This is a genomic window from Acidaminococcus sp. (assembly GCA_022482815.1).
Lineage (GTDB): Bacteria > Bacillota > Negativicutes > Acidaminococcales > Acidaminococcaceae > Acidaminococcus.
Genome location: JAKVOM010000001.1, coordinates 2,574,141 through 2,598,085, shown reverse-complemented (window position 1 = coordinate 2,598,085; position 23,945 = coordinate 2,574,141). Strand labels below are relative to the sequence as shown.

20 protein-coding genes are annotated in these 23,945 nt (G+C 50.0%); 19 read left to right on the top strand and 1 reads right to left on the bottom strand.

Features of this window, described 5'->3' with window-relative positions; all coding sequences use genetic code 11:
* Nucleotides 1-83: 83 nt before the first annotated feature.
* From murD to aspS, 18 genes are all read left to right on the top strand, one after another.
* Nucleotides 84-1,466: a UDP-N-acetylmuramoyl-L-alanine--D-glutamate ligase gene (gene murD, locus LKE33_11220; protein MCH3951488.1), complete on the top strand. Its 1,383-nt coding sequence runs from the start codon at nt 84-86 to the stop codon at nt 1,464-1,466.
* On the top strand, nt 1,463-2,581 hold the full coding sequence (gene murG / locus LKE33_11215; GenBank protein MCH3951487.1) for an undecaprenyldiphospho-muramoylpentapeptide beta-N-acetylglucosaminyltransferase: 1,119 nt from the start codon (nt 1,463-1,465) through the stop codon (nt 2,579-2,581). Before murD ends, murG begins: the two co-directional genes overlap by 4 nt.
* Nucleotides 2,581-3,981, top strand: a complete 1,401-nt coding sequence (gene murC, locus LKE33_11210; GenBank protein MCH3951486.1) for a UDP-N-acetylmuramate--L-alanine ligase — start codon at nt 2,581-2,583, stop codon at nt 3,979-3,981. Before murG ends, murC begins: the two co-directional genes overlap by 1 nt.
* A complete protein-coding gene (locus LKE33_11205) occupies nt 3,968-4,900 on the top strand; it encodes a D-alanine--D-alanine ligase (protein ID MCH3951485.1) in 933 nt (310 codons plus the stop codon). The genes murC and LKE33_11205 overlap by 14 nt, the downstream gene beginning before the upstream one ends.
* Nucleotide 4,901: 1 nt before the next feature.
* Nucleotides 4,902-5,813, top strand: coding sequence for an FtsQ-type POTRA domain-containing protein (locus LKE33_11200; GenBank protein ID MCH3951484.1), 912 nt, complete (start codon nt 4,902-4,904; stop codon nt 5,811-5,813).
* Between the two features lie 186 nt (nt 5,814-5,999).
* Entirely contained in the window at nt 6,000-6,695 is a 696-nt protein-coding gene (locus LKE33_11195) for a DUF881 domain-containing protein (GenBank protein MCH3951483.1), read from the top strand.
* Nucleotides 6,692-7,018, top strand: coding sequence for a small basic family protein (locus LKE33_11190; GenBank protein ID MCH3951482.1), 327 nt, complete (start codon nt 6,692-6,694; stop codon nt 7,016-7,018). Before LKE33_11195 ends, LKE33_11190 begins: the two co-directional genes overlap by 4 nt.
* Nucleotides 7,019-7,145: 127 nt before the next feature.
* Nucleotides 7,146-8,261, top strand: a complete 1,116-nt coding sequence (ftsZ, locus tag LKE33_11185) for a cell division protein FtsZ (protein ID MCH3951481.1) — start codon at nt 7,146-7,148, stop codon at nt 8,259-8,261.
* Between the two features lie 16 nt (nt 8,262-8,277).
* Nucleotides 8,278-8,763: a transcriptional regulator NrdR gene (gene nrdR / locus LKE33_11180; protein ID MCH3951480.1), complete on the top strand. Its 486-nt coding sequence runs from the start codon at nt 8,278-8,280 to the stop codon at nt 8,761-8,763.
* 884 nt (nt 8,764-9,647) lie between these two features.
* The gene (locus LKE33_11175; GenBank protein ID MCH3951479.1) at nt 9,648-10,589 is read left to right on the top strand and encodes a D-2-hydroxyacid dehydrogenase; all 942 of its coding nucleotides are present in this window, start codon (nt 9,648-9,650) and stop codon (nt 10,587-10,589) included.
* 165 nt (nt 10,590-10,754) lie between these two features.
* Entirely contained in the window at nt 10,755-11,129 is a 375-nt protein-coding gene (locus LKE33_11170; protein MCH3951478.1) for a LapA family protein, read from the top strand.
* A gap of 8 nt (nt 11,130-11,137) precedes the next feature.
* Nucleotides 11,138-13,480, top strand: a complete 2,343-nt coding sequence (gene recJ / locus LKE33_11165) for a single-stranded-DNA-specific exonuclease RecJ (protein MCH3951477.1) — start codon at nt 11,138-11,140, stop codon at nt 13,478-13,480.
* Between the two features lie 4 nt (nt 13,481-13,484).
* A complete protein-coding gene (locus tag LKE33_11160) occupies nt 13,485-15,707 on the top strand; it encodes a bifunctional (p)ppGpp synthetase/guanosine-3',5'-bis(diphosphate) 3'-pyrophosphohydrolase (protein MCH3951476.1) in 2,223 nt (740 codons plus the stop codon).
* Nucleotides 15,708-15,725: 18 nt separating this feature from the next.
* Nucleotides 15,726-16,175, top strand: coding sequence for a D-aminoacyl-tRNA deacylase (gene dtd / locus LKE33_11155; protein MCH3951475.1), 450 nt, complete (start codon nt 15,726-15,728; stop codon nt 16,173-16,175).
* A 196-nt stretch (nt 16,176-16,371) separates the two neighbouring features.
* On the top strand, nt 16,372-16,995 hold the full coding sequence (locus LKE33_11150) for an MBL fold metallo-hydrolase (GenBank protein MCH3951474.1): 624 nt from the start codon (nt 16,372-16,374) through the stop codon (nt 16,993-16,995).
* Between the two features lie 13 nt (nt 16,996-17,008).
* Nucleotides 17,009-18,082 (top strand): AI-2E family transporter, encoded by a 1,074-nt coding sequence (locus LKE33_11145; GenBank protein ID MCH3951473.1) that lies wholly within the window; start codon nt 17,009-17,011, stop codon nt 18,080-18,082.
* A 359-nt stretch (nt 18,083-18,441) separates the two neighbouring features.
* Entirely contained in the window at nt 18,442-19,704 is a 1,263-nt protein-coding gene (hisS, locus tag LKE33_11140; protein ID MCH3951472.1) for a histidine--tRNA ligase, read from the top strand.
* A 4-nt stretch (nt 19,705-19,708) separates the two neighbouring features.
* Entirely contained in the window at nt 19,709-21,496 is a 1,788-nt protein-coding gene (gene aspS, locus LKE33_11135) for an aspartate--tRNA ligase (GenBank protein ID MCH3951471.1), read from the top strand.
* Between the two features lie 222 nt (nt 21,497-21,718).
* Here the strand turns inward: aspS and LKE33_11130 are convergent, their stop codons facing one another.
* Nucleotides 21,719-22,258: a TetR/AcrR family transcriptional regulator gene (locus tag LKE33_11130; GenBank protein ID MCH3951470.1), complete on the bottom strand. Its 540-nt coding sequence runs from the start codon at nt 22,256-22,258 to the stop codon at nt 21,719-21,721.
* 243 nt (nt 22,259-22,501) lie between these two features.
* Between LKE33_11130 and LKE33_11125 the strand changes: the two genes are divergently transcribed.
* The gene (locus LKE33_11125; protein ID MCH3951469.1) at nt 22,502-23,890 is read left to right on the top strand and encodes a radical SAM protein; all 1,389 of its coding nucleotides are present in this window, start codon (nt 22,502-22,504) and stop codon (nt 23,888-23,890) included.
* Nucleotides 23,891-23,945: the final 55 nt, after the last annotated feature.

Genomic DNA, 23,945 nt, shown 5'->3' with positions numbered 1-23,945 from the left:
TATCAGCCATTTACTTTGCATATTCCTTGTTTTCACAAGCTTAAATATCACATCTGCATACACGCAGTAGGGAGGAAGAAAAATTGGAAAACAGCCGGACAGTATTTGTCTATGGCGCTGGTATCAGCGGCCAGGGGGTAGCCCAGGTTCTGGCGGACCGGGGAGACCGCGTCATTTTGTATAACGATGAGGAAAAAAATGTGGCGCCCGAGTTTTTGGACGCTTTTACGAAAAAGGGCGGAAAGTACGTCTGTGGGGTTGAACCGGAACCGTACCTGAAGGAAAGTAACCTCTTCATCATTTCTCCTGGTATTCCGTTTACGACGGAAACTGTAAAGAAGGCTTGTGACCTTCATATGGAAATTATTGGTGAAGCGGAAGAAGCAAGCCGCCTCTATAAGGGTACCTGGATTGGCATTACCGGGACGAACGGCAAAACGACTACGACGACGCTCGTGGGCCGCATGATTGATACACTGCCCGTACCGACGACGGTCGCCGGCAATATCGGATTTGCCCTCTCCAAGGAACTGGAGCACATGGGCCCGGAATCTGTGGTAGCTGCCGAACTTTCCAGTTTCCAACTGGAAGGCACGACGACGTTCCATCCGCAGATTGCCCTCATTGTCAATATTACGCCGGACCATTTCGAACGTCACGGCAACATGGAAAATTACATCGCGGCCAAAGCTAAGATTTTTGCTAATCAGACACCCGATGATGTGCTGGTGCTGAACTACGATAACGAGAATACGAGAAACCTTGCTCCGAAAGCAAAGAGCCGTGTTTACTTCTTCAGTACGGAAAAGGTGCTGGATGAAGGGGCTTATGTCGAGGATGGCTGGTTCGTCCTCAACGTGGAAGGCCATAAGGACCGTATCTGCAAAGTAAGCGACTTGAAGATTTTCGGTTCCCACAACGAACAGAACGTTCTCGGTGCTATTCTTGTTTCTCACTTTGCCGGCGTTACCAATGAAAACATGGCTAAAGTGCTGAAAGCCTTTGAAGGCGTGGAACATCGTCTCGAATACGTAACGACCATCAAGGGTGTGCCGTATTACAACGACTCCAAAGCGACGAACACCGATTCTGCCATCAAGGCCCTCGAAGCCTTCAAGGACGGCCACGTGGTACTTCTTGCCGGTGGCCACGATAAGATGACAGGTCTTGATGATTTCATGCAGACCTGCGCTCAGAAGACCGATGCCTTGATTCTGCTCGGCGAAGCACGCCAGCGTTTTTATGAAGCTGCCAAAAAGAATCATGTGAAGAATATCATTATGATCGACGGATCCTTCGAAGACGCCGTAAACAAGGCCTTTGAAGTGGCTCGTCCGCCGGAAGTTGTATTGCTTTCCCCGGCTTGCTCTTCTTACGATATGTTTGCCAACTTCCCCGAAAGAGGAAGAGTCTTTAAGAAACTCGTCAGAGGACTTGCCGCTAAAGCAGGGGAGGGACAAGCGTGAAAGTCGTCATTGCCGGCGGTGGAACCGGCGGGCATATCTACCCGGCCCTGACCATTGCCGATGCCATCAAAAAGCAGGAACCGGAGGCCGAGATTACCTTTGTCGGGACCCGCAAAGGCCTCGAAAGGGATATCGTGCCGCGTTACGGCTATCCTTTGAAATTTATCCGGGTGGCAGGCTTTGACCGCCATCTGGGTCTGGGTACATTAAAGAGTGCCGGTGAGCTTTTTCTGGGAATGGGCGATGCCTATTCCCTGATTAACCGGATTGACCCGGAACTCGTAGTGGGTACGGGCGGCTACGTGTGCGGCCCTGTGCTTTTCTGGGGCGCCATGAAGCGCGTAGCGACCTGCATTCAGGAACAAAATGCCATGCCCGGCGTTACCAACAAGATTCTTTCCCATTTTGTGGACAGGGTCTTTTTGGGGTATAAAGCGGGTGAACGGTATTTTTCGGGAAGTGCCGAAAAGATTGTGACGGGTAACCCTGTCCGTGCCGAAATTACCGAAGCCACGAGGGAAGAGGGTATTGCCAAGTTTAATCTTGACCCGTCCATGAAGACGCTGCTTGTTTTCGGCGGTTCCCGCGGCGCTCGGACGATTAATGAAAGCATGATTCCTGTCGAAAAGGCTCTGGCCGGCAATCGCCAGATCCAGATTCTTCACGCGACGGGAACGTACGGTTATGCGGCCCATATGGATGCTGTCGGTTCGGTTATCAAAAGCTGCACCAATATCCATGTGGTTCCGTATCTCCACGAAATGCCGCTGGCCCTTGCCGCGGCTGACCTTGCTGTTTCACGGGCCGGGGCTATCGGACTTGCGGAACTGATGGTCAAAGGAGTTCCTTCCATTCTGATTCCGTATCCCTACGCGACGGCTAACCATCAGGAATATAACGCCCGCGCGCTTGCCGGTATGGGAGCAGCGGAAGTCATCCTGGATAAAGACTTGAATGGTGAGATTTTACTTTCCACCATCCAAAAATTATTTAAAGACCCCGATTTGCTGCGCATGATGCATAAAGGAGCACTCAAAGCCGGAAATCCTGACGCGGCGGATCAAATTGCGAAGGCTGCACTGGAATTGGTGTACCGCAACAGGAGGAATGCATAGTGTTGAATTTAGATACAGTCAAGAATGTACATTTTGTCGGCATTGGCGGAGCCGGCATGAGCGCTCTGGCTCATGTGCTCATTAAACGCGGCTATCATGTATCCGGCTCGGATGCCAAACCGGGCCCCATGGCTACAAAGCTTGCCGAAGAAGGCGCCCTTGTTTTCATCGGGCATAACGCCTGCCAGATTGAAAGGGCTGAGGCCGTAGTGGTATCGACGGCCATTCACGATGATAACCCGGAAGTCCTTGAGGCAAAACGCCGCCGCGTGCCCATTATTCACCGCAGCGATGTGCTGGCTTATTTGATGAATAAGCATAAAGGCATTGCCGTAGCCGGTGCTCACGGTAAGACGACGACGAGCTCTATGCTGTCTCTCATCACCTGCGACGGCGGTCTTGATCCGACGGTTGTAGTCGGCGGTGTCGTCAATAACCTCGGTTCCAACGCCGTAAACGGTCACAGCGATTATGTGGTCGCCGAAGCCGATGAAAGCGATGGTTCTTTCCTGAAATTCCGTCCGTATATTGCTGTAGTGACGAATATCGAAAACGACCATATGGATCATTACGGCAATGAAGAAAATATCCAGAAAGCATTCCAGCAGTTTGTTGATCAGACGAAGAAAGACGGTAAGGCGGTCCTCTGCTATGACAACGCGAAGGTGCGCCAGGTCGGCAGCAAGACGCCGACGGAAGTCATTTCCTATGGCATCGACAGCAAGGATGCGGACTACCGGGCCGAAAACATCGTGTACAGTCCCGATGGTACGCACTTTGATATCCTGCTGCACAATGAAGTCATCGGTCACGGCCACCTTGTTGTGCCGGGCCGTCATAACGTGCTGAATGCACTCGGGGCTATTGCAGCAGCCCGCGTTCTCGGCATCGGTCTTGACAGCATTCTGGATTCCCTCGAAAAATTCCGCGGAGCAAAGCGCCGTTTTGATACCAAGGGCAAAGTCGGCGGCGTGTGGGTCGTCGACGATTATGCTCACCATCCGACAGAAATCCAGGTGACCCTGGAAGCAGCCCGTCAGACTCAGCCGAAACGCCTCATCGCCGTATTCCAGCCTCATCGCTACACGCGCACAAAACTGCTGCGTGACCAGTTTGCCGTTGCTTTTAAGAAGTGCGATGAGCTGATTGTGACGGATATCTATGCCGCCAGCGAAGACCCTATCCCCGGCGTCAGCGGAGAAATGCTTGCGAATACCATTCGGGAAACTACCGGACAAGATGTGAAGTATATGTCCGGTTTTGATAAAATCGAACAGTATCTGGAAGAACATGTAGCGCCCGGTGACCTCGTCATGACCATCGGGGCCGGCAACATTGTGCAGCTGGGCGAGAATCTGGTGAAGGCTTTGGAACGGAGGCAGAAAAATGAACAAAAATGAGAAAGTCGCAGTCGTTATGGGCGGTCCTTCCAAGGAACGCGAAATTTCCCTGGTCACAGGCAATGCGATTGCAGAGGCATTGAAGTCAAAAGGATATGATGTCGTTACCATCGACCTCGATCCGAAAAACTTCCAGAAGCAAGTTGCCGAGAGCGGTGCCACGGTGGTCTTTAACGCCATTCATGGTTTGTACGGTGAAGACGGTCACGTGCAGGGCGCCCTGGAAATGATGGGCATTCCGTATACGGGCTCCGGACTGCTTGCCAGTGCCCTCGCCATGGATAAAGTCTACACGAAGCGTCTCTTCGTTCAGCAGAACGTGCCGACGGCTCCCTGCCTGTTTATCACCAGGGGCGAAGCCGATATCAAGAAGCGTATTATGGATAAGCTTGGTCTGCCTGTTGTTATCAAACCGGCTACGCAGGGCTCCAGCATCGGTGTTTCCATCGTGCGCAGCGAAGAAGAACTGGATGAAGCACTGAACAACTCCTTCCAGTATGATGACCGGATCCTGGCTGAAGCCTTCTTTACCGGTACGGAAGTCGCCGCCGGCGTCATGATGGGCGAAGACGGCAAACCAATTGCCATGCCGCTCGTCTATATTGAACCGCTCCAGGGTTACTATGATTACCACAATAAATACACGGCCGGCGCCACGAAGCATACCTGTCCGGCTCCAATCAGTGCTGAACTGACGAAAAAGCTGCAGAAAATCGGTGTAGATGCTTACATGGCCCTCGGCTGCAGCGGTGTAGCCCGCGTGGATCTCATTGTGGCCAAAGATGAATCCTGCATCGTTTTGGAAGTCAACACGATTCCGGGCATGACCCCGACGAGCCTCGTTCCCCATGCCGCGGAAGCCATGGGACTGAGCTTCCCGGATTTGTGTGAAAAGATTCTGAAGACGGCTCACTGCTAAAATGGATACGCCAAGATGGAACAGGCAGCCGTTCAAGCGACCGGTGGTGCCTGAACACAAAGAAAATTCACATCCTGTTCCGCCGCCGTCCTTCCGCCGGTATATTAAGGAGCAGGAAACAAGAACACAAAAGCCGCCGGAGCCGCCTGAAGAACCTAAAAAAAGGCGGCGCAGAAAATCCCGCCTGCATATTTCCCTGCCGCGGATTTCGCCGCGCGTGACGGGAGCTGTGCTGGGCGTAGTGGCCGCAGCAATCGGTATTTATATTTTTATTCACCAGCCCTGGTTCCATTTCGGGCGGGTGAAACTTTCGGGGAATAAATACGTTACGCTCGAAGAAGTCATGGATGCCGGGTCTCTCAAGGACCCGGTCAACATCCTGACCATCGACCGCAGCGCACTGCGTCAGGCCCTTGCCAAGGATCCGCGCATTGAAAAGGTTGATTTTTCGTTCGGACTGCCCAACTACCTTGTTGTGCATGTGAAGGAACGGGAACCGGTCATGTATATGCGCTGCGACGACGGCAGCTTTGCCAAGATTTCCAAGGATGGCTACGTCATCAGTAAAGAAGGAGCCATCGAAGATGCTACGGCACCGCTCGTGACCGGCTTTACAGCCGAAGGACTCGAGGAAGGGGACGAGATTACAGGCGAAAATCTGAAAGCCATGTGCGCCTTCCTGGGCAAACTTCCGGCAGGGATTTCAGACCGCATCTCGGAGATTTCTCTTGATGAGAGGATGCGCATCACCCTCTATATTGAAGGCGGTGTGCCTTTCATCGTGGGAACCGGTGTCAATGCGCTGAATCGAATCGATACCTTTATTTCCCTGTGCGATGATCTGGAACAGAAGAAAATCAAGGCCCGGTATATCGATATGACTTACGCCGTACCGTATATCAAGGTGGAATAAAGCAGTATGATGATGGCCTTCCGGCCGGAATCAATGGAAAACAAATATCGCTTTTAGCGTATAATCTAAATTAAAAAACTGCTTTTATTTATTCTAAACGAATTGCTTCAGCCATTTCGTTTCCACGGATGACCCGCTATAAGCGGCCCGTGGTTTTCTCAATTACTTCGAGTAGAAGGAGACATTATGCATTACAAAGATAGGAAGGAAAAGTTCTTTACGTTCCTTGTCTGCCTTGTGCTCGGTGTGATGGTCTCAACGCAGTTCCGCAGCGCTGAGCATGCCAGGCAGTCAATTAATCAGCAGCGGGCGGAAGACTTAGTCGAAAAATTAAAAACGACGGAAAAAGAAAATAAGGAATTGCAGGAACGTCTGAAACAGCTAGCGAAGGAGCAGGCTGGGTCGGCAGATGCCAAGACCATCCAGAACCTGAAGATGTACGCAGGAGAAACGGCCCTGCACGGGCCGGGTGTCACGGTGACTCTCAATGACAGCCCGCTGCCGACGAAAAAAGGGGAGGACCCGAACCTGCACGTCATTCACGACGATGACCTGCTGCGCATCCTGAACGAACTGCGGGCAGGCGGGGCGGAAGCCATCGCCCTCAACGACGAACGCATCCTTGATGTGTCCGAGGTACGCTGTGCGGGGCCGACCGTCTCTGTCAATAATACCCGGTTTTCACCGCCCTATATCATCCGGGCCATCGGAGATCCGAAGACCATGGAAAGCGCGCTGAGACTTCGCGGCGGCGTGGTGGAAACCTTGAAATTCTGGGGCATCGATGTGGACGTGAAACAGGAAAGCGATATTACGATTCCGGCCTATAAGGGCACACGTCATTACGAATATGCCAAGCCGAAGGAGGGTGGTGAGTCATGATTTACGCCATCCTGGGTCTTGCTGCCGGTATTGCTATCGGCATCTATTTACCGGTTTTTCCCCAGTTTTATACCAAGCTGGTGGCGGTCGCCTTTATGGCTTCTCTGGACGCCGCGTTTGGCGGCCTGCGTGCCGTGAAAGAAGGAACCTATGACAGCAGTATCTTTATCAGTGGCTTTTTTGCGAACGGTCTTTTCGCTGTTTTTCTCTGTTATTTCGGAATGAGACTCGGCATTGACCTTTACTACGTGGCCCTTGTTGCGTTCGGGCTGCGGATTTTCAACAATATTGCCATTATTCGCCGTTTGTTTATGAAGAAATAAAAGGTTTTCGTAGATTTCCTATAAAAAGGCGTGAAATCTTGTCTTTCTGATGGTATACTATAATACAGATTAAAATAAAATCTTCCAGTTATTCCACGAATTAACTGATGTGAGGAGGACCATGGATATGTTTGAACCCGAGAAGGAAAAGGCTGCACAACAGCCCCTGGAAAAAATCAAAGTTATCGGTGTCGGCGGCGGCGGAAATAACGCTGTCAACCGTATGATCGATACAGGGCTGCAGGGCGTTGAATTCATCGCTGTCAACTGCGATGCACAGGCTCTGCAAACGTCCAAAGCTCCCACCAAGCTGCAAATTGGTGAAGAAGTAACGAAGGGCCTTGGTGCCGGTGCTGACCCGGAAAAAGGCGAGCAGGCTGCTGAGGAATCCAAGGACCAGATTGCCGAACTGCTGAAGGGCGCTGACATGGTCTTCGTTACTGCCGGCATGGGCGGCGGTACCGGTACGGGTGCAGCCCACATTGTCGCTGAATGTGCAAAAGAAGCAGGCGCTCTGACCGTCGGCGTTGTTACCAAACCGTTTACGTTTGAAGGACGCCGTCGTTACAACGTGGCTGAACAGGGTATTGCTAACCTGAAAGCCAAAGTTGATGCGCTCATCACGATTCCGAACGATCGTCTGCTGCAAGTGGTAGACAGAAGAACTTCCATGGTAGATGCCTTCAAGATTGCCGATGATGTCCTGCGTCAGGGCGTACAAGGTATTTCTGACCTTATCAGTGTGCCGGGCCTTATCAACGTGGACTTCAATGATGTAAAGACCATTATGTCCAACGCCGGCTCCGCTATGATGGGTATCGGTACGGCTAACGGTGAAGAAGGCGCTGCTGCTGCCGCTGAAGCTGCTGTAAAGAGCCCGCTGCTCGACAGCACCATTTCCGGTGCCAAGGGCGTACTGCTCAACATCACGGGCGGCCCGAACCTGTCCTTGATTGATGTCAACGAAGCTTCCAAGATTATTACCGATGCTGTAGACCCGGATGCTACCATTATTTTTGGTGCTACCATTGATGAAAAGATGGATGACGCTATCCGCGTCACCGTCATTGCCACGGGTATCGACGATGGTACGGCTGGTGCCAAGGGACCGAAACCGATGAACTTCAAGAAGCCGGAGACCCCGCAAAGCAAGCTGACGAAGTCCGCTGAAAATGCGGCTGCATCCAAGATCAGCTCCTTCAACAGCCCGACCAACGAGATTCCGCCCTGGCTGCGTAAATAAGCTCGAGGGATAGCCTATGAAGTGCCCATTCTGCTCCTACGAAGACAGTCGAGTCATTGACTCCCGTTCCAGTGATAACGGAACCGCTATCCGCCGCAGACGCGAGTGCCCTAAATGCGGGCGCCGCTTCACGACGTATGAAAAGTACGAAGTCGCTCCTCTGCTTGTAATCAAAAAAGATGGCCGCCGCGAGATGTTCGACAGTCAGAAACTGATAGCAGGGCTTTTGCGCGCTTTTGAAAAGCGTCCTTTCTCTTATGATCAGATCAAGGGAATTGCTTCGGAAGTCGAAGCCGAGATCCGAACTTTGGGAGAAAATGAAGTCAAGTCTTCACTGATTGGCGAGACCGTAATGAAACATCTCGAAAAAGTGGATCAGATTGCTTATGTCCGGTTCGCTTCGGTTTATCGCCAGTTCGCCGACGTTAACAGCTTCATGCAGGAAATCCAGAATATGCTGCATAAAGAAATAGACGGGGGCAAAAAGGGAAAAGCAAAGTAAAGTAAAAACTGTGAAGGAATGCACACCGTTCCTTCACAGTTTTTTGTCGTTATCTGCAGTTTTCCGTCCGCTTCCCAAAAAAATTCCCTTTCGCTTCCACTTTTGGTCCATTCACGACCCCCCTCCCTGTACAAGAAGTGAAATTTACTGTAAGCTGTAACCATCTGCTCGAAGTCATATGCAAATGTTTGGGTTTTCAACGTATCCGTTCTGAGTGCGCGCGGATGGATCATCTTTACCTCTTTGTACCAAAATAATTTTTGTAAGTTCTTACTTCGTGCAGTTAAAAAGACTTCTTTTCTCCAACAGGGGTGGCTGGAGAATAAGAAGTCTTTTTTATATTAAAAGCAAACTGACGAAGGAAGTTTGCTTATCTTCTACAACCTCCTTTCACGCCACGAAGTGGCGTCGCAAGGAGAACTGAGAAGGCAGTGGAGGATAGAAATTCAGATACTACTGCAGTGAAGGAACATATGCCACCTCCTTCCACGCAGTCGGAAGGAAGGACTACGCAGTGGGGGAGGAAAGCTTCCTTGACAGACCAAGCTAAAAGCTTGGCCATCCTGAAATCGACTGAGCCTGTTTCATATGACGCAGGTCGCACGCGGAGGTAAAACGATAAGTAGTTTGTAATGAATAAAAAGCTAAGTGGCACATGTAATCTATTTTAAGGTTCCTCCGAGGTAACTGCCTGCACGGCTGTACTAATCACTACTCACTAACCACTGCTTCTACTTTGTCTGATTTTTGTATCTTTTTTCACACTTTTAGCTCTTTTTAAGCGCATTTCTCCTATCCTTTCTGCTTACCCATTGTTTATAATAGGAAAATCTTATAAAATTAAAGTTCGACAAGAATACATTGTATCTTCAAGGAGGCAACTCATGAAAATTGCAGTAGTAATGAAGGTATTGGACAAGCATAAGAAAGCGCTGGAAGCAGCTCTGCCGAATGCGGATTTCTATTATGGCAAAGATCCGGACAAACTTGCCGAAGCAGAAGTCATCATCGGAAATATTAAACCGCCGATGGCTGCCACGCTGCCAAAACTAAAGTGGCTGCAGCTTGAAACCGCAGGCGCTAATACGTATACTTCGGAACCGACGTTTCCAAAGGATCTGCTCCTTACCAACGCAACGGGCGGCTATGGCATCAATATTGCCGAGCATATCCTGGGACTGCTGCTGCCGATGATGAAGAATTTCTATAAATACGACGCTAACCAGAAGCAGGGCCTTTGGCACGATGAAGGCACGGTTCATACCATTTATGGCAGCACGGCTGTCATTGTCGGGTTCGGCAACATCGGACGCCGGACGGGCCTGCTCCTTAAGACGATGGGTGCGCATGTCATCGGCATTCGCCGCCGCAGCACAGCTCCGCTGCCGGAAGCCGATGAAATGGGTACACTGGATGATCTTGATAAGTACCTGGCGCGGGCTGATATTGTGATTTCGGCGCTGCCTGACACGCCGCAGACGGAACACATCTATAACAAGGAACGCTTTGCAGCCATGAAGGAAGGGGCTTTCTTCATCAACGTAGGCCGTGGTGTAGCTGTCGTACAGGAAGAATTGATGGAAGCCCTGAAATCAGGACATCTTAACGGTGCTGCCATTGATGTGGCTACGCCTGAACCGCTGCCGCAGGACAGTCCTCTCTGGAAGACTCCGAACCTGCATATTACGCCGCACGTCAGCGGTGGTTTCCACGCGCAGATTACGTGGGACAGAATTGTGGACATTGCCTGCGACAACCTGAAACGTTACGCAGCCGGTCAACCACTGGAGAATATTGTAGACCGGAAGACGGGGTATAAAAAATAAAGACGCAGGTTTAATATACCTGACAGCAAATAGCCGATGCCGAAAGCGGCGTGCGCGCTTGTCGTGCAGATTTCTGCAGCCGCAGGCCGCTTCTTCTTTTGTTGTTAGAAAGAGCGCCGCCGGAAGCTTTGATCTGTCAGCTACTGTTTCTGAAAGGAGTTCACTATGCTGTATTTGATCGTTATGGGGATCATGGCCCTTTGCATTGCAATTTTTGCAGTACAGAACGCGGTTATGGTAGAAGTATCTTTCCTGTTCTGGCATTTTTCCATGAGTCTCGCCGTGATTATTCTGGGGTCTCTTGTAATCGGTTTCATGATTTCCGGTCTGATTGCCCTGAAGGTTAAGACGACACACTACATGAAGGAACGGAAACTCAAGGGAGAAATCAAGGAACTGAAACAACAGGCCACGCAGCGTTCGAAAGACAGACCTGCTTCGGATGTTCCTCGCTTTACGGCACCGCGTCCGCACAGCACCTATCGTCCTGGCGACGATGACAAAGATCCTATCATTAAACCTTTTAATCCGGAGAAATAATACATTCCATGATTTGTACAAAAGTTGATTCTGCTGAATTGCAGCTGACTCTGCGGGAACAGCAGCTTGCGGACCAGTTGGGACTGCCGCGGCTTGTCATGGCTGTACTTGTCAGCCGCGGTATGACAGACCCGAAGAAAATTGAGATTTTCCTGAAGGGGAGACCGGACCCTTTTTATGATCCGTTCCTGCTTTCGGATATGGAACGCGCCGTACAGCGCATCCTCAAGGCAGTTAAAAGCGGCGAAAAGATTACAATTTACGGTGACTACGATGTCGATGGTACGACGGGAAGCAGTTTATTGTATTTATATTTAAAAGAACTTGGAGCAGATGTCTCCATTTATATTCCTCGTCGGGATTCGGAAGGCTATGGTCTTAATCTGCCGGCACTTCAAAAAATTGCTGCCGGAGGAACAACATTGATGGTGACCGTAGATACGGGTATTACCGGGGCGGAAGTAACGGCACAGGCTCCTAAGTCGATGGATATCATCGTGACAGATCACCATCTGCCGCCGACTGTACTGCCCGATGTTTGTGCCGTGGTCAATCCGAACAGACCGGGTGATAAATATCCCTGTAAGTCAATTTGCGGAGCCTGTGTGGCCTTTAAGCTCTGCCAGGCACTGCAGAAAGCCATTGACCCGAGCGGGCCGTACTGGCATGAATATATAGAGCTTGCGGCTGTCGCGACTGTAGCGGATGTGGTTCCTCTTGTGGACGAAAACAGGGAAATCGTCCGTATCGGGCTCGCCAAGATTCGCCGGACGAAATTGGTGGGTTTGCAGGCTCTCCTGGATTCCTGTATCAGCAAGGACGCCCGCGTAACGAGCGAAACAATCGGTTTCGGCATCGGTCCCCGTATTAATGCGGCCGGAAGGCTGGGGGACGCAATGGACGCGGTGCGCCTTCTTCTTGCTAAAGATCCGGAAGAGGCTAAACGCCGGGCCCATTTCCTGAATGAGGAAAACGCCAAGCGCCAGGATCTCAGCCAAAAGATTTTTGAAGAGGCTGAAATGATGCTTGCAGAACCGGGCAGCGCAGATTGGGCCATCGTGCTTGCGAAAGAAGGATGGCACCCGGGTGTCATCGGAATTGTGGCTTCGCGCCTTGTTGAGAAGTATCATGTCCCCGCTATCCTCATGAGTCTGAAAGATGGTGTGGCCCACGGTTCCTGCCGGAGCATTCCTCCGATTCATCTCTATAACGCATTGGCATCCTGCAGCCGCTATATGGTACAATTTGGCGGTCATGCTCAGGCAGCAGGTCTCACCATCGAGGAAGGGCAGATTGCTTCTTTCCGGGAAGCATTCAAACAGACAGTTGCCGAACTGCTTCATAACGAGCCTTATGAACCGGTCGTGACGCCCGATCTCTTGCTTGCGGATGATGAGACACTGACTGTAAGGGACGTGGAAGCCCTTGACAGACTGGCTCCCTTCGGGGCCGAAAACGAGGCACCGGTTCTGGGCTTTACGAGAGCTCAGATTACCCGTGTTTCCACAATGGGAAAAGAAAAGAACCATCTGCGCCTTGACCTGCGCCATGCCGGACAGGATTTTAAGGGTCTTGTGTGGAAGGAAGGGCCCTCAAGCCCGTACTTTTACAGCGGTGAAATTGCCAAGATTGCCTTTGCACCGCGGCTCAATACGTTTCGCGGTATTACGAGTGTCGACCTGGAAGTGAAGGCTGTGGAAACGCCGCACATGGTCGTTGATTGGCGCTATTCAAGCAAGAACAAAGAGACACTTTTAAATACCATTTTACAAAAAGACAAAAAAACTGTAACATATAAGGGAGACAATTCTTCAGTTCCGCCATCTATGGATGGAACAGTACTGAATTACGGGGATCCATTGCCTGTGGGTACAAGAACCGTTGTCTTCTATGATGCCGGAGCCGCAAAGGTTCTGACTCCGACGGCATTTCCGCTTTTAAACGGCCAGGCTGCCGAGCTGCATCTGCTTTTTAACAGGGATGAGCTTGTGGCACGGCGGGAAGCGGTCATGAGAAAGTATCCCGATCTTGTCGGGATGCGGTACTGCTATCTTCATATACTTCATTTACTGCAGGCGGAAGGCCATGTGTCCCGGGAATATCTTTTGGGACAGCACACTCGCGAAGGGTATGAAATTACAAGTGATGTGCTGGACGTGTTCCTGACGCTGGGGCTTCTTATCATGAGGGAAAGGGAAATCTACTTGGGGAAACAGACAAAAAAAGATATGGTTCATGATGTCGGATTCATGGCCATCCAGGAAAAACGGGAAGAGGCCCTGAGGGCTCTCAACCGACTGTGGCATATTTCGGCGGAAGAAATTGCAGAAATCTGGAATCAAAGGAGGTGAGACGATGGAACAGTTAGACCCTACTCCGATCAGTGCGGAGGAATTTTATCAAATGATCAGTGAATATCTGACCCCGCGTCAGGTAGAATTTGTGCGTGAGGCTTACAATTTTGCGGCTGAAAAACACGCGGCCCAGAAACGCGCTTCCGGAGAACCGTATATTATTCATCCGCTTGGCGTGGCTACGATTCTTGCCCAGCTCAAGATGGATGATGTGACGCTCGCTGCTGCTTTTTTGCACGACGTAGTCGAAGATACGGACACTACTCTTGAGCAGCTGACCGATATTTTCGGCCTCGAAGTCGCAGGACTTGTAGACGGCGTGACAAAGCTCGGTAAAATTGAATATATTTCCCGCGAGGAACAGCAGGTTGAAAACTACCGCAAGATGTTTCTTGCCATGGCAAAGGATATTCGCGTCGTGCTGATTAAGCTGGCGGACCGGCTGCACAATATGCGCACCATGAAATACATGCCGCCGCATAAGCAGAAACGGATTTCCAATGAAACACTGGAAATCTATGCACCGCTGGCCCATCGTCTCGGTATTTACGCAATCAAGTGGGAACTGGAAGACCTGTCTTTCCGGTACCTTGAACCTCAGCATTATTATGAGCTGGTGGAAGAAGTTAAAATTAAACGGCACGAACGGGAAGCCATGGTGCAGGAAGCTATGGATGAGCTGCGCCAGCTGTGCAGCGACGCCGGTATCCGGTGTGAAATCCAGGGCCGCCCGAAGAGCTTTTACAGTATCTACCGCAAGATGAAGCGTGACAACAAGACCATCAACGAGATTTATGATCTTTTGGCGGTACGTGTCCTCGTAGATACTGTGAAGGACTGCTATGGTGTCCTGGGTATTGTCCACGGCAAATGGAAACCGATTCCGGGCCGTTTCAAGGATTATATTGCCGTTCCGAAATCCAACGGCTACCAGTCCCTGCATACGACGGTTGTTTCTTCGAGCGGTTCACCGCTGGAAATACAGATCCGTACGTTTGAAATGCATAAGGTGTCCGAATACGGTGTCGCAGCGCACTGGCGCTACAAGGAATCGGGCGGTTCCAAGATGCCGTCGACGGCTGACAAGAATGTCGATGCGAAGATGGCCTGGCTCCGTCAGCTCCTCGAATGGCACCGCGATATGCGAGATCCTCATGAATTCGTAGATACGGTCAAGATGGACGTCTTTTCCGACGAAGTCTTTGTCTTTACGCCGCAGGGAGATGTCATTGACCTGCCTTTCGGCAGCGTACCGATTGACTTTGCTTACCGCATCCACACGGGTGTCGGCAACAGCTGCGTCGGTGCAAAGGTCAACGGCAAGATTGTTCCGCTTGACTATAAACTGAAAAACGGTGATATTGTCGAGATTATTACGTCGAAGACGTCGCCCGGTCCTTCCCGCGACTGGATTGATATCGTCGGATCCAGTCAGACGAAGAACAAGATTAAACAGTTCTTCAAGAAGGAAAGAAGAGAAGAAAATATTGCGACGGGCCGCGATATGCTCGAACGCGAATGCCGGCGCCTGGGCTACGACCCGACTGTAATCATGACGAGTGAAACGCTGAAAGACGTGGCTTCCCGGTGTCATCTGGACGGCAGCGAGGAGAACCTGCTGGCAGCACTCGGCTACGGCGGTATTATGCTTAATACCGTCATGGTCAAGCTCATTGATATTTATAAGAAACAGCAGCGCAAGAATACGACAAAGAACCTGTCCCAGCTGCTGTCTGAACTGAAGCCGCGGACGCTCAAGACGAACAAAGCCAGCCATGGCATCCTCGTCAAAGGCGAAGACGATATCATGGTGAAGCTCGCCAAATGCTGCAACCCGATTCCGGGCGACCCAATCATCGGATACATTACGCGCGGTCACGGTGTTTCCGTTCACCGTGCCGACTGTCCGAATGTCCTTGCCAACAAGGAAGAAGCAGACCGCATGATTGAAGTGTCGTGGAATGTCGAAACCGATACGACATATAAAGTGGTGCTCCGCTTGTCGGCTGTCGATCAGCCCGGCGTCATGGCTAATATCATGATGGTGGCAAGCGAAACGAAGGTCAATATCAACTCCCTGAACGCACATGCAAATCCGGATAAGACGGCATATGTCGATTTAGGACTTGATATTTCGAGCCTGGATCAGTTAAACTACATCATCAGCCGGATGCGCCGCATCAAGGGCGTCTATAAAGTCGAACGTAAAATTTCCGGTGTATAAGCTGGAAGGAGAACACGAATGAGAGCAGTTGTACAGCGTGTTTCCCGCGCTTCCGTCAGTGTGGAAGGAACGCTCATCAGTGCCATCGGGCCGGGGCTCATGGTACTTTTGGGCGTCGAAAACGGGGACACGGAAAAAGATGCCCGTTATATTGCTGACAAGGTGACCGGGCTTCGGATTTTTGAAGACGAACAGGATAAAATGAATCTCTCCGTATCGGATAAATGCGGAGAGATTCTTATGGTATCGCAGTTTACGCTCTGCGGGGACTGCCGCCACGGACGGCGTCCGTCTTTTACAGAAGCCATGGAGCCGGTAGCTGCCAGGTCCCTTTACGAGAAGACCATGGAGATGTGCCGGGGAAATGGGGTGCCGACCAAACCGGGACAATTCCAGGCTCATATGGAAGTAGCCCTTGTCAATGATGGTCCCGTCACCATTATCCTGGACAGCAGGAAGAAAATCTAATTAATCACGATTCACGAGTTTAGCGCAAAATTGTATTGGCAATTTTGCGCTAAACGTGTAAAATAGGTTGCTGGATTCGGACAATATATATAATGACGAAACCTTAAAGCACTTTCTGCCGCCGGCATGGCTGAATGTCAAAAGCTGAATGCGGTTTTAGCTTTTATCTGCATCAAATAAGGAGAGTATATAACATATGAAAATTTACCGGGTCGTAGTTGGCCCTATTGAAGAAAATTGTTATTTTGTAAAGAATGAAAAGACGAATGAAGGCATTATTGTAGATCCGGGCGATGAAGCCCTCCGCATTATGCGGGGAGTGGAAAAAGCAGGCATCAAGAAGGTTCCTGCAATTTTCATTACCCACGGTCACGGCGACCACGTTTCTGCACTTGACGAAGTGAAAAAAGCTACGGGTGCCAAGGTTTATATGAGCCGTGAAGACGCGCCTATGCTGCGTGTCTGGAACAATAGTCTGTCCTATTCCACGGACCGGGATAAGACCTTTGATCCGCCCGATGTCTATTTCGAAGACGGCATGACCGTCACGGAAGCCGGCATGACCTTTAAGATTGCTGCCACTCCGGGTCACACGGAAGGCGGTGTCTGCATTATCGGTGACGGCTTCGCTTTCTGCGGCGATACGATCTTTTTGGAATCCATAGGCCGTACGGATCTGCCCGGCGGTTCCTATGACGATATTATTCAATCCATCAAAACCAAGATTCTGACGCTTCCCGATGACTATACCCTGTATCCCGGACATGGCCCTGAAACAACGGTAGGCTGGGAGAGAAGACGCAATCCATTTTTACAATAAAGAAGGCGCTGCAATGGAAGAAGGAAAATCACGCAGTCTGATTTTTAAATCCGCGGTTGCACTTGGTGCATTTGCCATATTTTGTGTTGTGACGGACTTTTTGCTGCCTGTCTTTGTTTCTATCGCTTTTTCCTTCCTGCTGTACCCGATTGTGCGGCGACTGGAAAAAATTCGTATCAAGGGAAAGGCTATGCCAAGTGTGATTGCCGTGCTCCTGGCATTCCTCATTTTTGGCGCTTTCATCGCTTTTGCTCTCCATGTACTAATGATTCCTCTCATGAATCAGATCAATACCTTAACAAAAGCTCTGCCGGGTCTTGCTGCGGCCGCGTCAAATACCATCCATATGTTTTTTGGTGAAGAGGCGCAGAGCCAGATGCCTCCGAACATTAAAAATCTACTGGAACAGGCGCTTTCAACGGTTGGCGGGTATGCCATGAGCCTCGCCCAGAAAATGCTCATTCAGTCGGTTCAGTTTGCCAGAAGTATGGTCAGTATGGCTCTCGTACCTTTCCTGACTTTTTACTTCCTGAAAGACTGGAGAACCCTGAAAGACATGCTCGTAGACGTCTTCCCTTATAATAAGCAGGCACTCGCTAATCAGGTTCTGGGAGACATCGGAAATATGCTTTGCCTTTATGTAGATAATATGCTCAAGCTGTCCCTGGTGGCAGCGGCCTGTCTGACTATCGGCAACTACATTCTGGGCGTGCAGTATACTCTGGTTCTCGGCGTATTGGGACTCGTTACGGAAATGATTCCTCTTGTCGGATCTGTGGTCGGTACGATTACGGCCGTACTGATTGCTCTTCTGCAGGAACCTTCGCTGGCACTCAAAGTACTGATTTTGTACATCGTCTACTATCAGATTGATGCGCAGGTAATCATGCCGAACCTCGTGGGAAAGGCTATTACCCTGCATCCGGTGCTGGTCATCCTGGCTGTCATCATCGGCGGCAAATTGTCCAGCGGCCCTATCGGTCTGCTTTTTGCTGTGCCGGTTCTTGCCATTATCAAGATTCTCTATACTTACTTCTGGCATTCGGGTGAAGAGAAAGTAGAAACAGAAACTGTAAAGAAGCAATGAGACCGCCGTCTGCAAGGGGACGTGAAAAAATAAAAGGCGCTTTTGGCTTATGGCATTAAGCTTTGCCTGCAGCAGTGCGGTAAGTCTTTTGATTCAAATAAAAATGAAACCTAAAATTTAGCAGATAACCTAAATTTTAGGTTTTATTTTTATAAATCTGTATGAAAAATACCCTGGCAATTTTTCATACACAGGCGGCCCATTGCCAGCGACCGGCGACCTGTGTAAAAGGGAGCGTAAAAAATGTAATCATTTTTTTACGCTCTCTTCCTACAAATTTCCGTTAAACGTTGAAATATACAGGAATAGTGTGGTAAACTTACTTATTATGGGATAGTAAATAGAACGGAGGGATTTTTATGTTAACAGGTGCTCCACGTGGTACGAAAGATATTCTGCCGGGCATGATTAATGGCTGGCGCTATGTGGAAAATGTGATGCGGGAAGTGTGCCGTGAATTTAACTACCAGGAAATTCGTACGCCGATTTTCGAACATACCGAGCTCTTCCAAAGAGGTATCGGTGATGGTACGGACGTTGTAGATAAAGAAATGTACACCTTCAACGATCGCAGCGGCAGAAGCATTACGCTGCGTCCTGAAAATACGGCAGCTGTCGTTCGTTCTTTTGTAGAGAACAAGCTGTATGCGGAACCGATGCCCCTCAAGGTTTATTACATCGGGCCGATGTTCCGTTATGACCGTCCTCAGGCCGGCCGTATGAGACAGTTCCATCAGTTCGGTGTCGAAGCCATGGGCTCCGAATCCCCGGTAGTAGATGCTGAAACTATCATTCTGGCAGTCACCGTGCTGAAACGCATGGGTCTGAAGGAATTGAAACTGAAGATCAATTCCGTCGGCTGCCCGAACTGCCGTCCGCAGCACAGAAAACTTTTGCAGGACTATTTCCGTCCGCATCTGGCTGAACTGTGCGAAGACTGCCAGAGCCGCTTCGATAGAAGCCCGCTGCGCATCCTGGACTGCAAAGTAGACCATGACAAACCGTTCATGGCATCGGCTCCGAAGATTACGGATTCCCTGTGCGACGATTGCCGTGAGCACTTTGAAACCGTGAAGAAGCTGTTGGATGAAGCAGGCATCGAATACGAAGTTGACAGCACGCTGGTTCGCGGCCTCGATTATTACACGAAGACCGCTTATGAAATCCAATATTCCCCGCTGGGCGCTCAGAGCGCTGTAGGCGGCGGCGGACGTTATGACGGCCTCGTTGAAGAACTGGGCGGTCCTTCCACGCCGGGCGTAGGCTTCGCTATGGGCTTCGAACGCATTATCCTGACGCTCGAAAAGCAGGGCCTGCTGCCGGATTCCAAGGATGCTATCGATATCTATGCCGTTGTACCTGACAAGGGCGGCAGTGTTGATGCATTCAAGACTGTAAACGCACTGCGCGAAGCAGGTTTTGCCTGCGACATGGACTTCATGGACCGCAGCATGAAAGCACAAATGAAGCAAGCTGACCGTGATAAAGCCAAGTATGCCCTCATCTTCGGTGAAGATGAAAGACAGAGAGGCGCTGTCACGGTGAGAAATATGGCTGACAGCAGCCAGCAGGAAGTTAAACTTTCTGAAGTAGTTTCCTATATCAAAAAGGCAGAGGTGTAAAACAATGAGTTTTAAACGCAGTCATCACTGTGGTGATCTGAGAAAAGAGGATGCAGGCAAAGAGGTAACACTCTGCGGCTGGGTCAGCAAGAGACGTGACCACGGTGGCATTATCTTTATCGATTTACGTGACCGTCACGGGATTGTACAGGTCGTTATCGATCCGGCTCACGATGAAAAGGACTTCCATAAGGCGGAAGCCGTCCGGAGTGAATACGTTCTGCAGGTAACGGGCCTGGTACGCAATCGTTCCGAGGAGACAATCAACCCGAACCTTCCTACGGGCGAAGTAGAAGTCGTCGTTAAGGACCTGACGATTCTGAACAGCTCCAAGACGCCTCCTTTCTACATTCAGGATGGGGTAGACGTAGACGAAAACGTAAGACTGCGTTACCGTTATCTGGATCTGCGCAGACCGGAAATGCAGAAGAACCTGATTCTGCGTCACAAGGTATGCAAGGCTGTCCGCGATTTCCTGGATGACCGTGATTTTCTCGAAATCGAGACCCCGATGCTCTGCAAGAGCACGCCGGAAGGTGCTCGTGACTATTTGGTACCGAGCCGTGTAAACCCCGGTAAGTTCTATGCACTGCCGCAGTCCCCGCAGCTCTTCAAACAACTGCTCATGATTGCCGGCATGGAAAAATATTTCCAGATTGCCCGCTGCTTCCGTGATGAAGACCTGCGTGCCGATCGTCAGCCGGAATTCACGCAGCTTGATATGGAAATGTCCTTCATTGATGAAGATGACATTATGACCCTGACGGAAAATCTGATTGCCTATGTCTTCAAAAAGACGCTGGGCGTTGATCTGAAGGTTCCGTTCGGCCGCATGACCTGGGACGATGCCATGGATAAATATGGCAGCGATAAGCCGGATCTGCGCTTTGACATGCAGCTCGTCAACATGAACGAAGCCCTCAAGGGTACCCAATTCAAGGTCTTCAAGGACATTATCGAAAAAGGTGGCCTCGTAAAGGCTATCAATGTAAAAGGTTACAGCTCCATCCCTCGCCGCGAACTCGACGGACTTGTTGATTTCGTTGGTATCTATGGTGCCAAAGGTCTTGCCTGGATCATCTACAACGAAGATGGTTCCATCAAGTCCCCGATTGCAAAGTTCTTCAGTGATGAAGAAATGAAGCGTATTCTCACGACCGGTAAGGCAGAACCGGGCGACGTCCTGCTCTTTGTGGCAGACCGCAAACCGCTCGTCGTGGCAGCTGCCCTGGGTGCTCTCCGTATCGAAATGGCCAAAAGACGCGGCCTGATCGATCCGAACAAACTCTGCTTCACCTGGGTTGTGAAGTTCCCGATGTTCGAATACAGCGAAGAAGAACACCGCTACGTGGCTATGCACCATCCGTTCACTTCTCCTTGCGATGAAGATATCGACAAGCTGCTGACGGATCCTGCCCACGTTTATGCAAAGGCTTATGATATGGTTCTGAACGGTGTCGAAATCGGCGGCGGCAGTATCCGTATCCATGACCGTGAAGTACAGAAGAAAGTCTTCGAAGCAATCGGCCTGACGGATGAACAAGCTAAAGAAAAGTTTGGTTTCCTCATGACTGCTTTCGAATATGGTGCTCCTCCCCATGGAGGACTGGCCTTCGGCCTTGACCGTCTGGTTATGCTGATGGCAAAGCGTCCGTCCATTCGTGACGTCATCGCATTCCCGAAGACCCAGAGTGCTATGGACCTCATGTGCCAGGCACCGAATACGGTTGAAGACAAGCAGATGAGAGAACTGCACATCCGCAGCACGGTACTGAAAAAGGAAGACAAGTAATTCGGCTGTAAGACAATAAAAAGAGCTGTGAAACAATGAGCAATCATTGCTTCACAGCTCTTTTGTAAAATTTGCAGACCGCAGTATAAAAATTAAATTGGCAATTGGTTTGCAGTGAATAAAAACCAACTGCCTGATGTAATTCTTTCTTAAAATTATCCAGGATTAATTCTACACGATTGTACGAGTCACTAACTTTTTACTTTCGACGTAAAGGCGGCTCTACAGTGTTGTCAGCGTCTTGCGCGCTGCCGTGAGGAAGCATATACGCTTGACCACTTTAGGCAGGTCGTATTTCATATCGTGTTTCAGCCAGTCACTGAACATGCCGTTTATGATGGCACTCCAGTAGCGGATGAGCAGCTTGGAATCTTCTCTCGACAGCGATGCTTCCTGCATGGACTGATGGATATACCGGTTTGCAAAATGGGCGCAGACAGACATAATTACGTCTTCCAGGTATGGCTGCATTTCTGAGTGATAAAGGTTGTTGAGGATTTTCTTATATTTGTCGGCGACGAGAACCAGATAAAAGACAAACGTCAGAGGACGGCGGAAACGACGGTTCGTGCGGCACAGTTCGCGGGTTCGTTCCTGCAGAAGATGCTGAATGAGGTCAGGGATGTCTGCATAGTGGTAGTAGAAGGTGTTCCGGTTGATTTCACACCGCTTTACAATATCTGTCACGGTAATTCTGTTATAAGGACGCTCCCGGAGCAGGTCCATTATCGCATTCGTGATTAACTTTTCAGTGATACGCATAAGATGCAGCCTCCTTTCCCTGATATGTTATATTAAGAGTATTGTAACTCAATTCTGCGTAAAATGATATATAAATTTAGACAAATTACTTCAAAATGTTCGAATTCGCACATTTTTTAAGAATATGTTGATAGAAATTAATGAGAAAGTGTATTAGCATTGAATTAGGATGATTTAGCAGTCTCCACCTGTAGCTGCTATTTCGTAAAGATTGCACAGGTTGTGCAAGTGGGGGCGTATGAAATGAATGTCAAAGAAGAACTACAAAAGATTGGCCTGGAACAGGCCGTCCATTACGTGTATCGCGATCCAATCAAGAACCTGAACAAAATTCTTTCCTGGGCGGATTCGTTTGATGATAGCCATTATGCCGGGGCCCGGAAGGCACTGCATGAAGTGCTGGAAAATCCGGCACATCCATATCGTCAATATATCAGCCATATTCTTGAAAACGTCGATGAAAAGGTTGCCAAGCGCATCCTGGTTAACTTCTTCATCAATGCTGACCTTGTCGGCTGGAGAAAACAGGACGCCATTCGTAAGAAGTATGGCTGCAACGTGCCCTGGACGATCCTTCTTGATCCGACGAGTGCCTGCAACCTGCACTGCACCGGATGCTGGGCTGCAGAATACGGACATAAGCTGAACTTGTCCCTTGAAGAAATTGATGACATTATCAGGCAGGGCAAGGAAATGGGCGTGTATATGTACATTTACACAGGCGGTGAACCGCTTGTCCGTAAGCATGATCTGATTACCCTGTGTGAACGCCATCCTGACTGCGTGTTCCTGACTTTTACCAACGGCACGCTGATCGATGACGCTTTTGCTGATGAAATGCTGCGCGTAGGAAACCTCGTCCCGGCCATCTCCCTGGAAGGTTTTGAACAAGCTACCGATGGACGCCGTGGTAATGGTGTATATCAAAAGGTACAGCGCGCTATGGAAATCCTGCACCGCAAGAAGCTGTTCTTCGGAATTTCTTCCTGCTACACGCGGGCTAACTTTGAGTCTATCACTTCTGAAGCTTATTTTGATATGCTCATTGAGAAAGGCGCTTTCTTCATCTGGTATTTCCACTATATGCCTGTCGGCAACGATGCTTCCGCAGAACTTCTGCCGACGTCCGAGCAGCGTGTGGAAATCTATCGCCGCATCCGTAAATATCGTACGGAAAAACCGCTCTTTGCCATTGACTTCCAGAACGACGGCGAGTACGTAGGCGGCTGCATTGCCGGCGGCCGCAGATACCTGCATATCAACGCCAATGGGGATATTGATCCTTGTGTCTTTATCCATTATTCTGATTCCAATATCCGCAATAAGACGATTCTGGAAGCACTGCGTTCTCCGCTTTTCATGGCTTATCACGATGGGCAGCCGTTTAATAAGAATATGCTGCGTCCGTGTCCGATGCTGGAAAATCCGGAGAAACTGCGGGCTATGGTCAAAGCGTCCGGAGCCGTTTCTACGGATCTGCAGTCCAAGGAATCCGTAGATCATCTGTGCGGCAAATGTGATGCTTACGCTAAGGATTGGGCTCCTAAAGCTGAACAGCTGTGGGAAATGAGCCAGACCGAGAAACATGACGAAAAAGCAAAACAAGACTCTGTCCGTGGGGATGCGGATTAAGAGGGAGTATTAAAAGGGGCTGTCGCAAGTGACCGATTTTTAATCCCTGAAATAA

Bases quoted from the DNA above. Each gene is read 5' to 3' on its own strand.
- LKE33_11205 (MCH3951485.1), top strand. From the start codon at position 3,968: ATGAACAAAAATGAGAAAGTCGCAGTCGTTATGGGCGGTCCTTCCAAG.
- LKE33_11200 (MCH3951484.1), top strand. From the start codon at position 4,902: ATGGATACGCCAAGATGGAACAGGCAGCCGTTCAAGCGACCGGTGGTG.
- LKE33_11195 (MCH3951483.1), top strand. From the start codon at position 6,000: ATGCATTACAAAGATAGGAAGGAAAAGTTCTTTACGTTCCTTGTCTGC.
- LKE33_11190 (MCH3951482.1), top strand. From the start codon at position 6,692: ATGATTTACGCCATCCTGGGTCTTGCTGCCGGTATTGCTATCGGCATC.
- ftsZ (MCH3951481.1), top strand. From the start codon at position 7,146: ATGTTTGAACCCGAGAAGGAAAAGGCTGCACAACAGCCCCTGGAAAAA.
- nrdR (MCH3951480.1), top strand. From the start codon at position 8,278: ATGAAGTGCCCATTCTGCTCCTACGAAGACAGTCGAGTCATTGACTCC.
- LKE33_11175 (MCH3951479.1), top strand. From the start codon at position 9,648: ATGAAAATTGCAGTAGTAATGAAGGTATTGGACAAGCATAAGAAAGCG.
- LKE33_11170 (MCH3951478.1), top strand. From the start codon at position 10,755: ATGCTGTATTTGATCGTTATGGGGATCATGGCCCTTTGCATTGCAATT.
- recJ (MCH3951477.1), top strand. From the start codon at position 11,138: ATGATTTGTACAAAAGTTGATTCTGCTGAATTGCAGCTGACTCTGCGG.
- LKE33_11160 (MCH3951476.1), top strand. From the start codon at position 13,485: ATGGAACAGTTAGACCCTACTCCGATCAGTGCGGAGGAATTTTATCAA.
- dtd (MCH3951475.1), top strand. From the start codon at position 15,726: ATGAGAGCAGTTGTACAGCGTGTTTCCCGCGCTTCCGTCAGTGTGGAA.
- LKE33_11150 (MCH3951474.1), top strand. From the start codon at position 16,372: ATGAAAATTTACCGGGTCGTAGTTGGCCCTATTGAAGAAAATTGTTAT.
- LKE33_11145 (MCH3951473.1), top strand. From the start codon at position 17,009: ATGGAAGAAGGAAAATCACGCAGTCTGATTTTTAAATCCGCGGTTGCA.
- hisS (MCH3951472.1), top strand. From the start codon at position 18,442: ATGTTAACAGGTGCTCCACGTGGTACGAAAGATATTCTGCCGGGCATG.
- aspS (MCH3951471.1), top strand. From the start codon at position 19,709: ATGAGTTTTAAACGCAGTCATCACTGTGGTGATCTGAGAAAAGAGGAT.
- LKE33_11130 (MCH3951470.1), bottom strand. From the start codon at position 22,258: ATGCGTATCACTGAAAAGTTAATCACGAATGCGATAATGGACCTGCTC.
- LKE33_11125 (MCH3951469.1), top strand. From the start codon at position 22,502: ATGAATGTCAAAGAAGAACTACAAAAGATTGGCCTGGAACAGGCCGTC.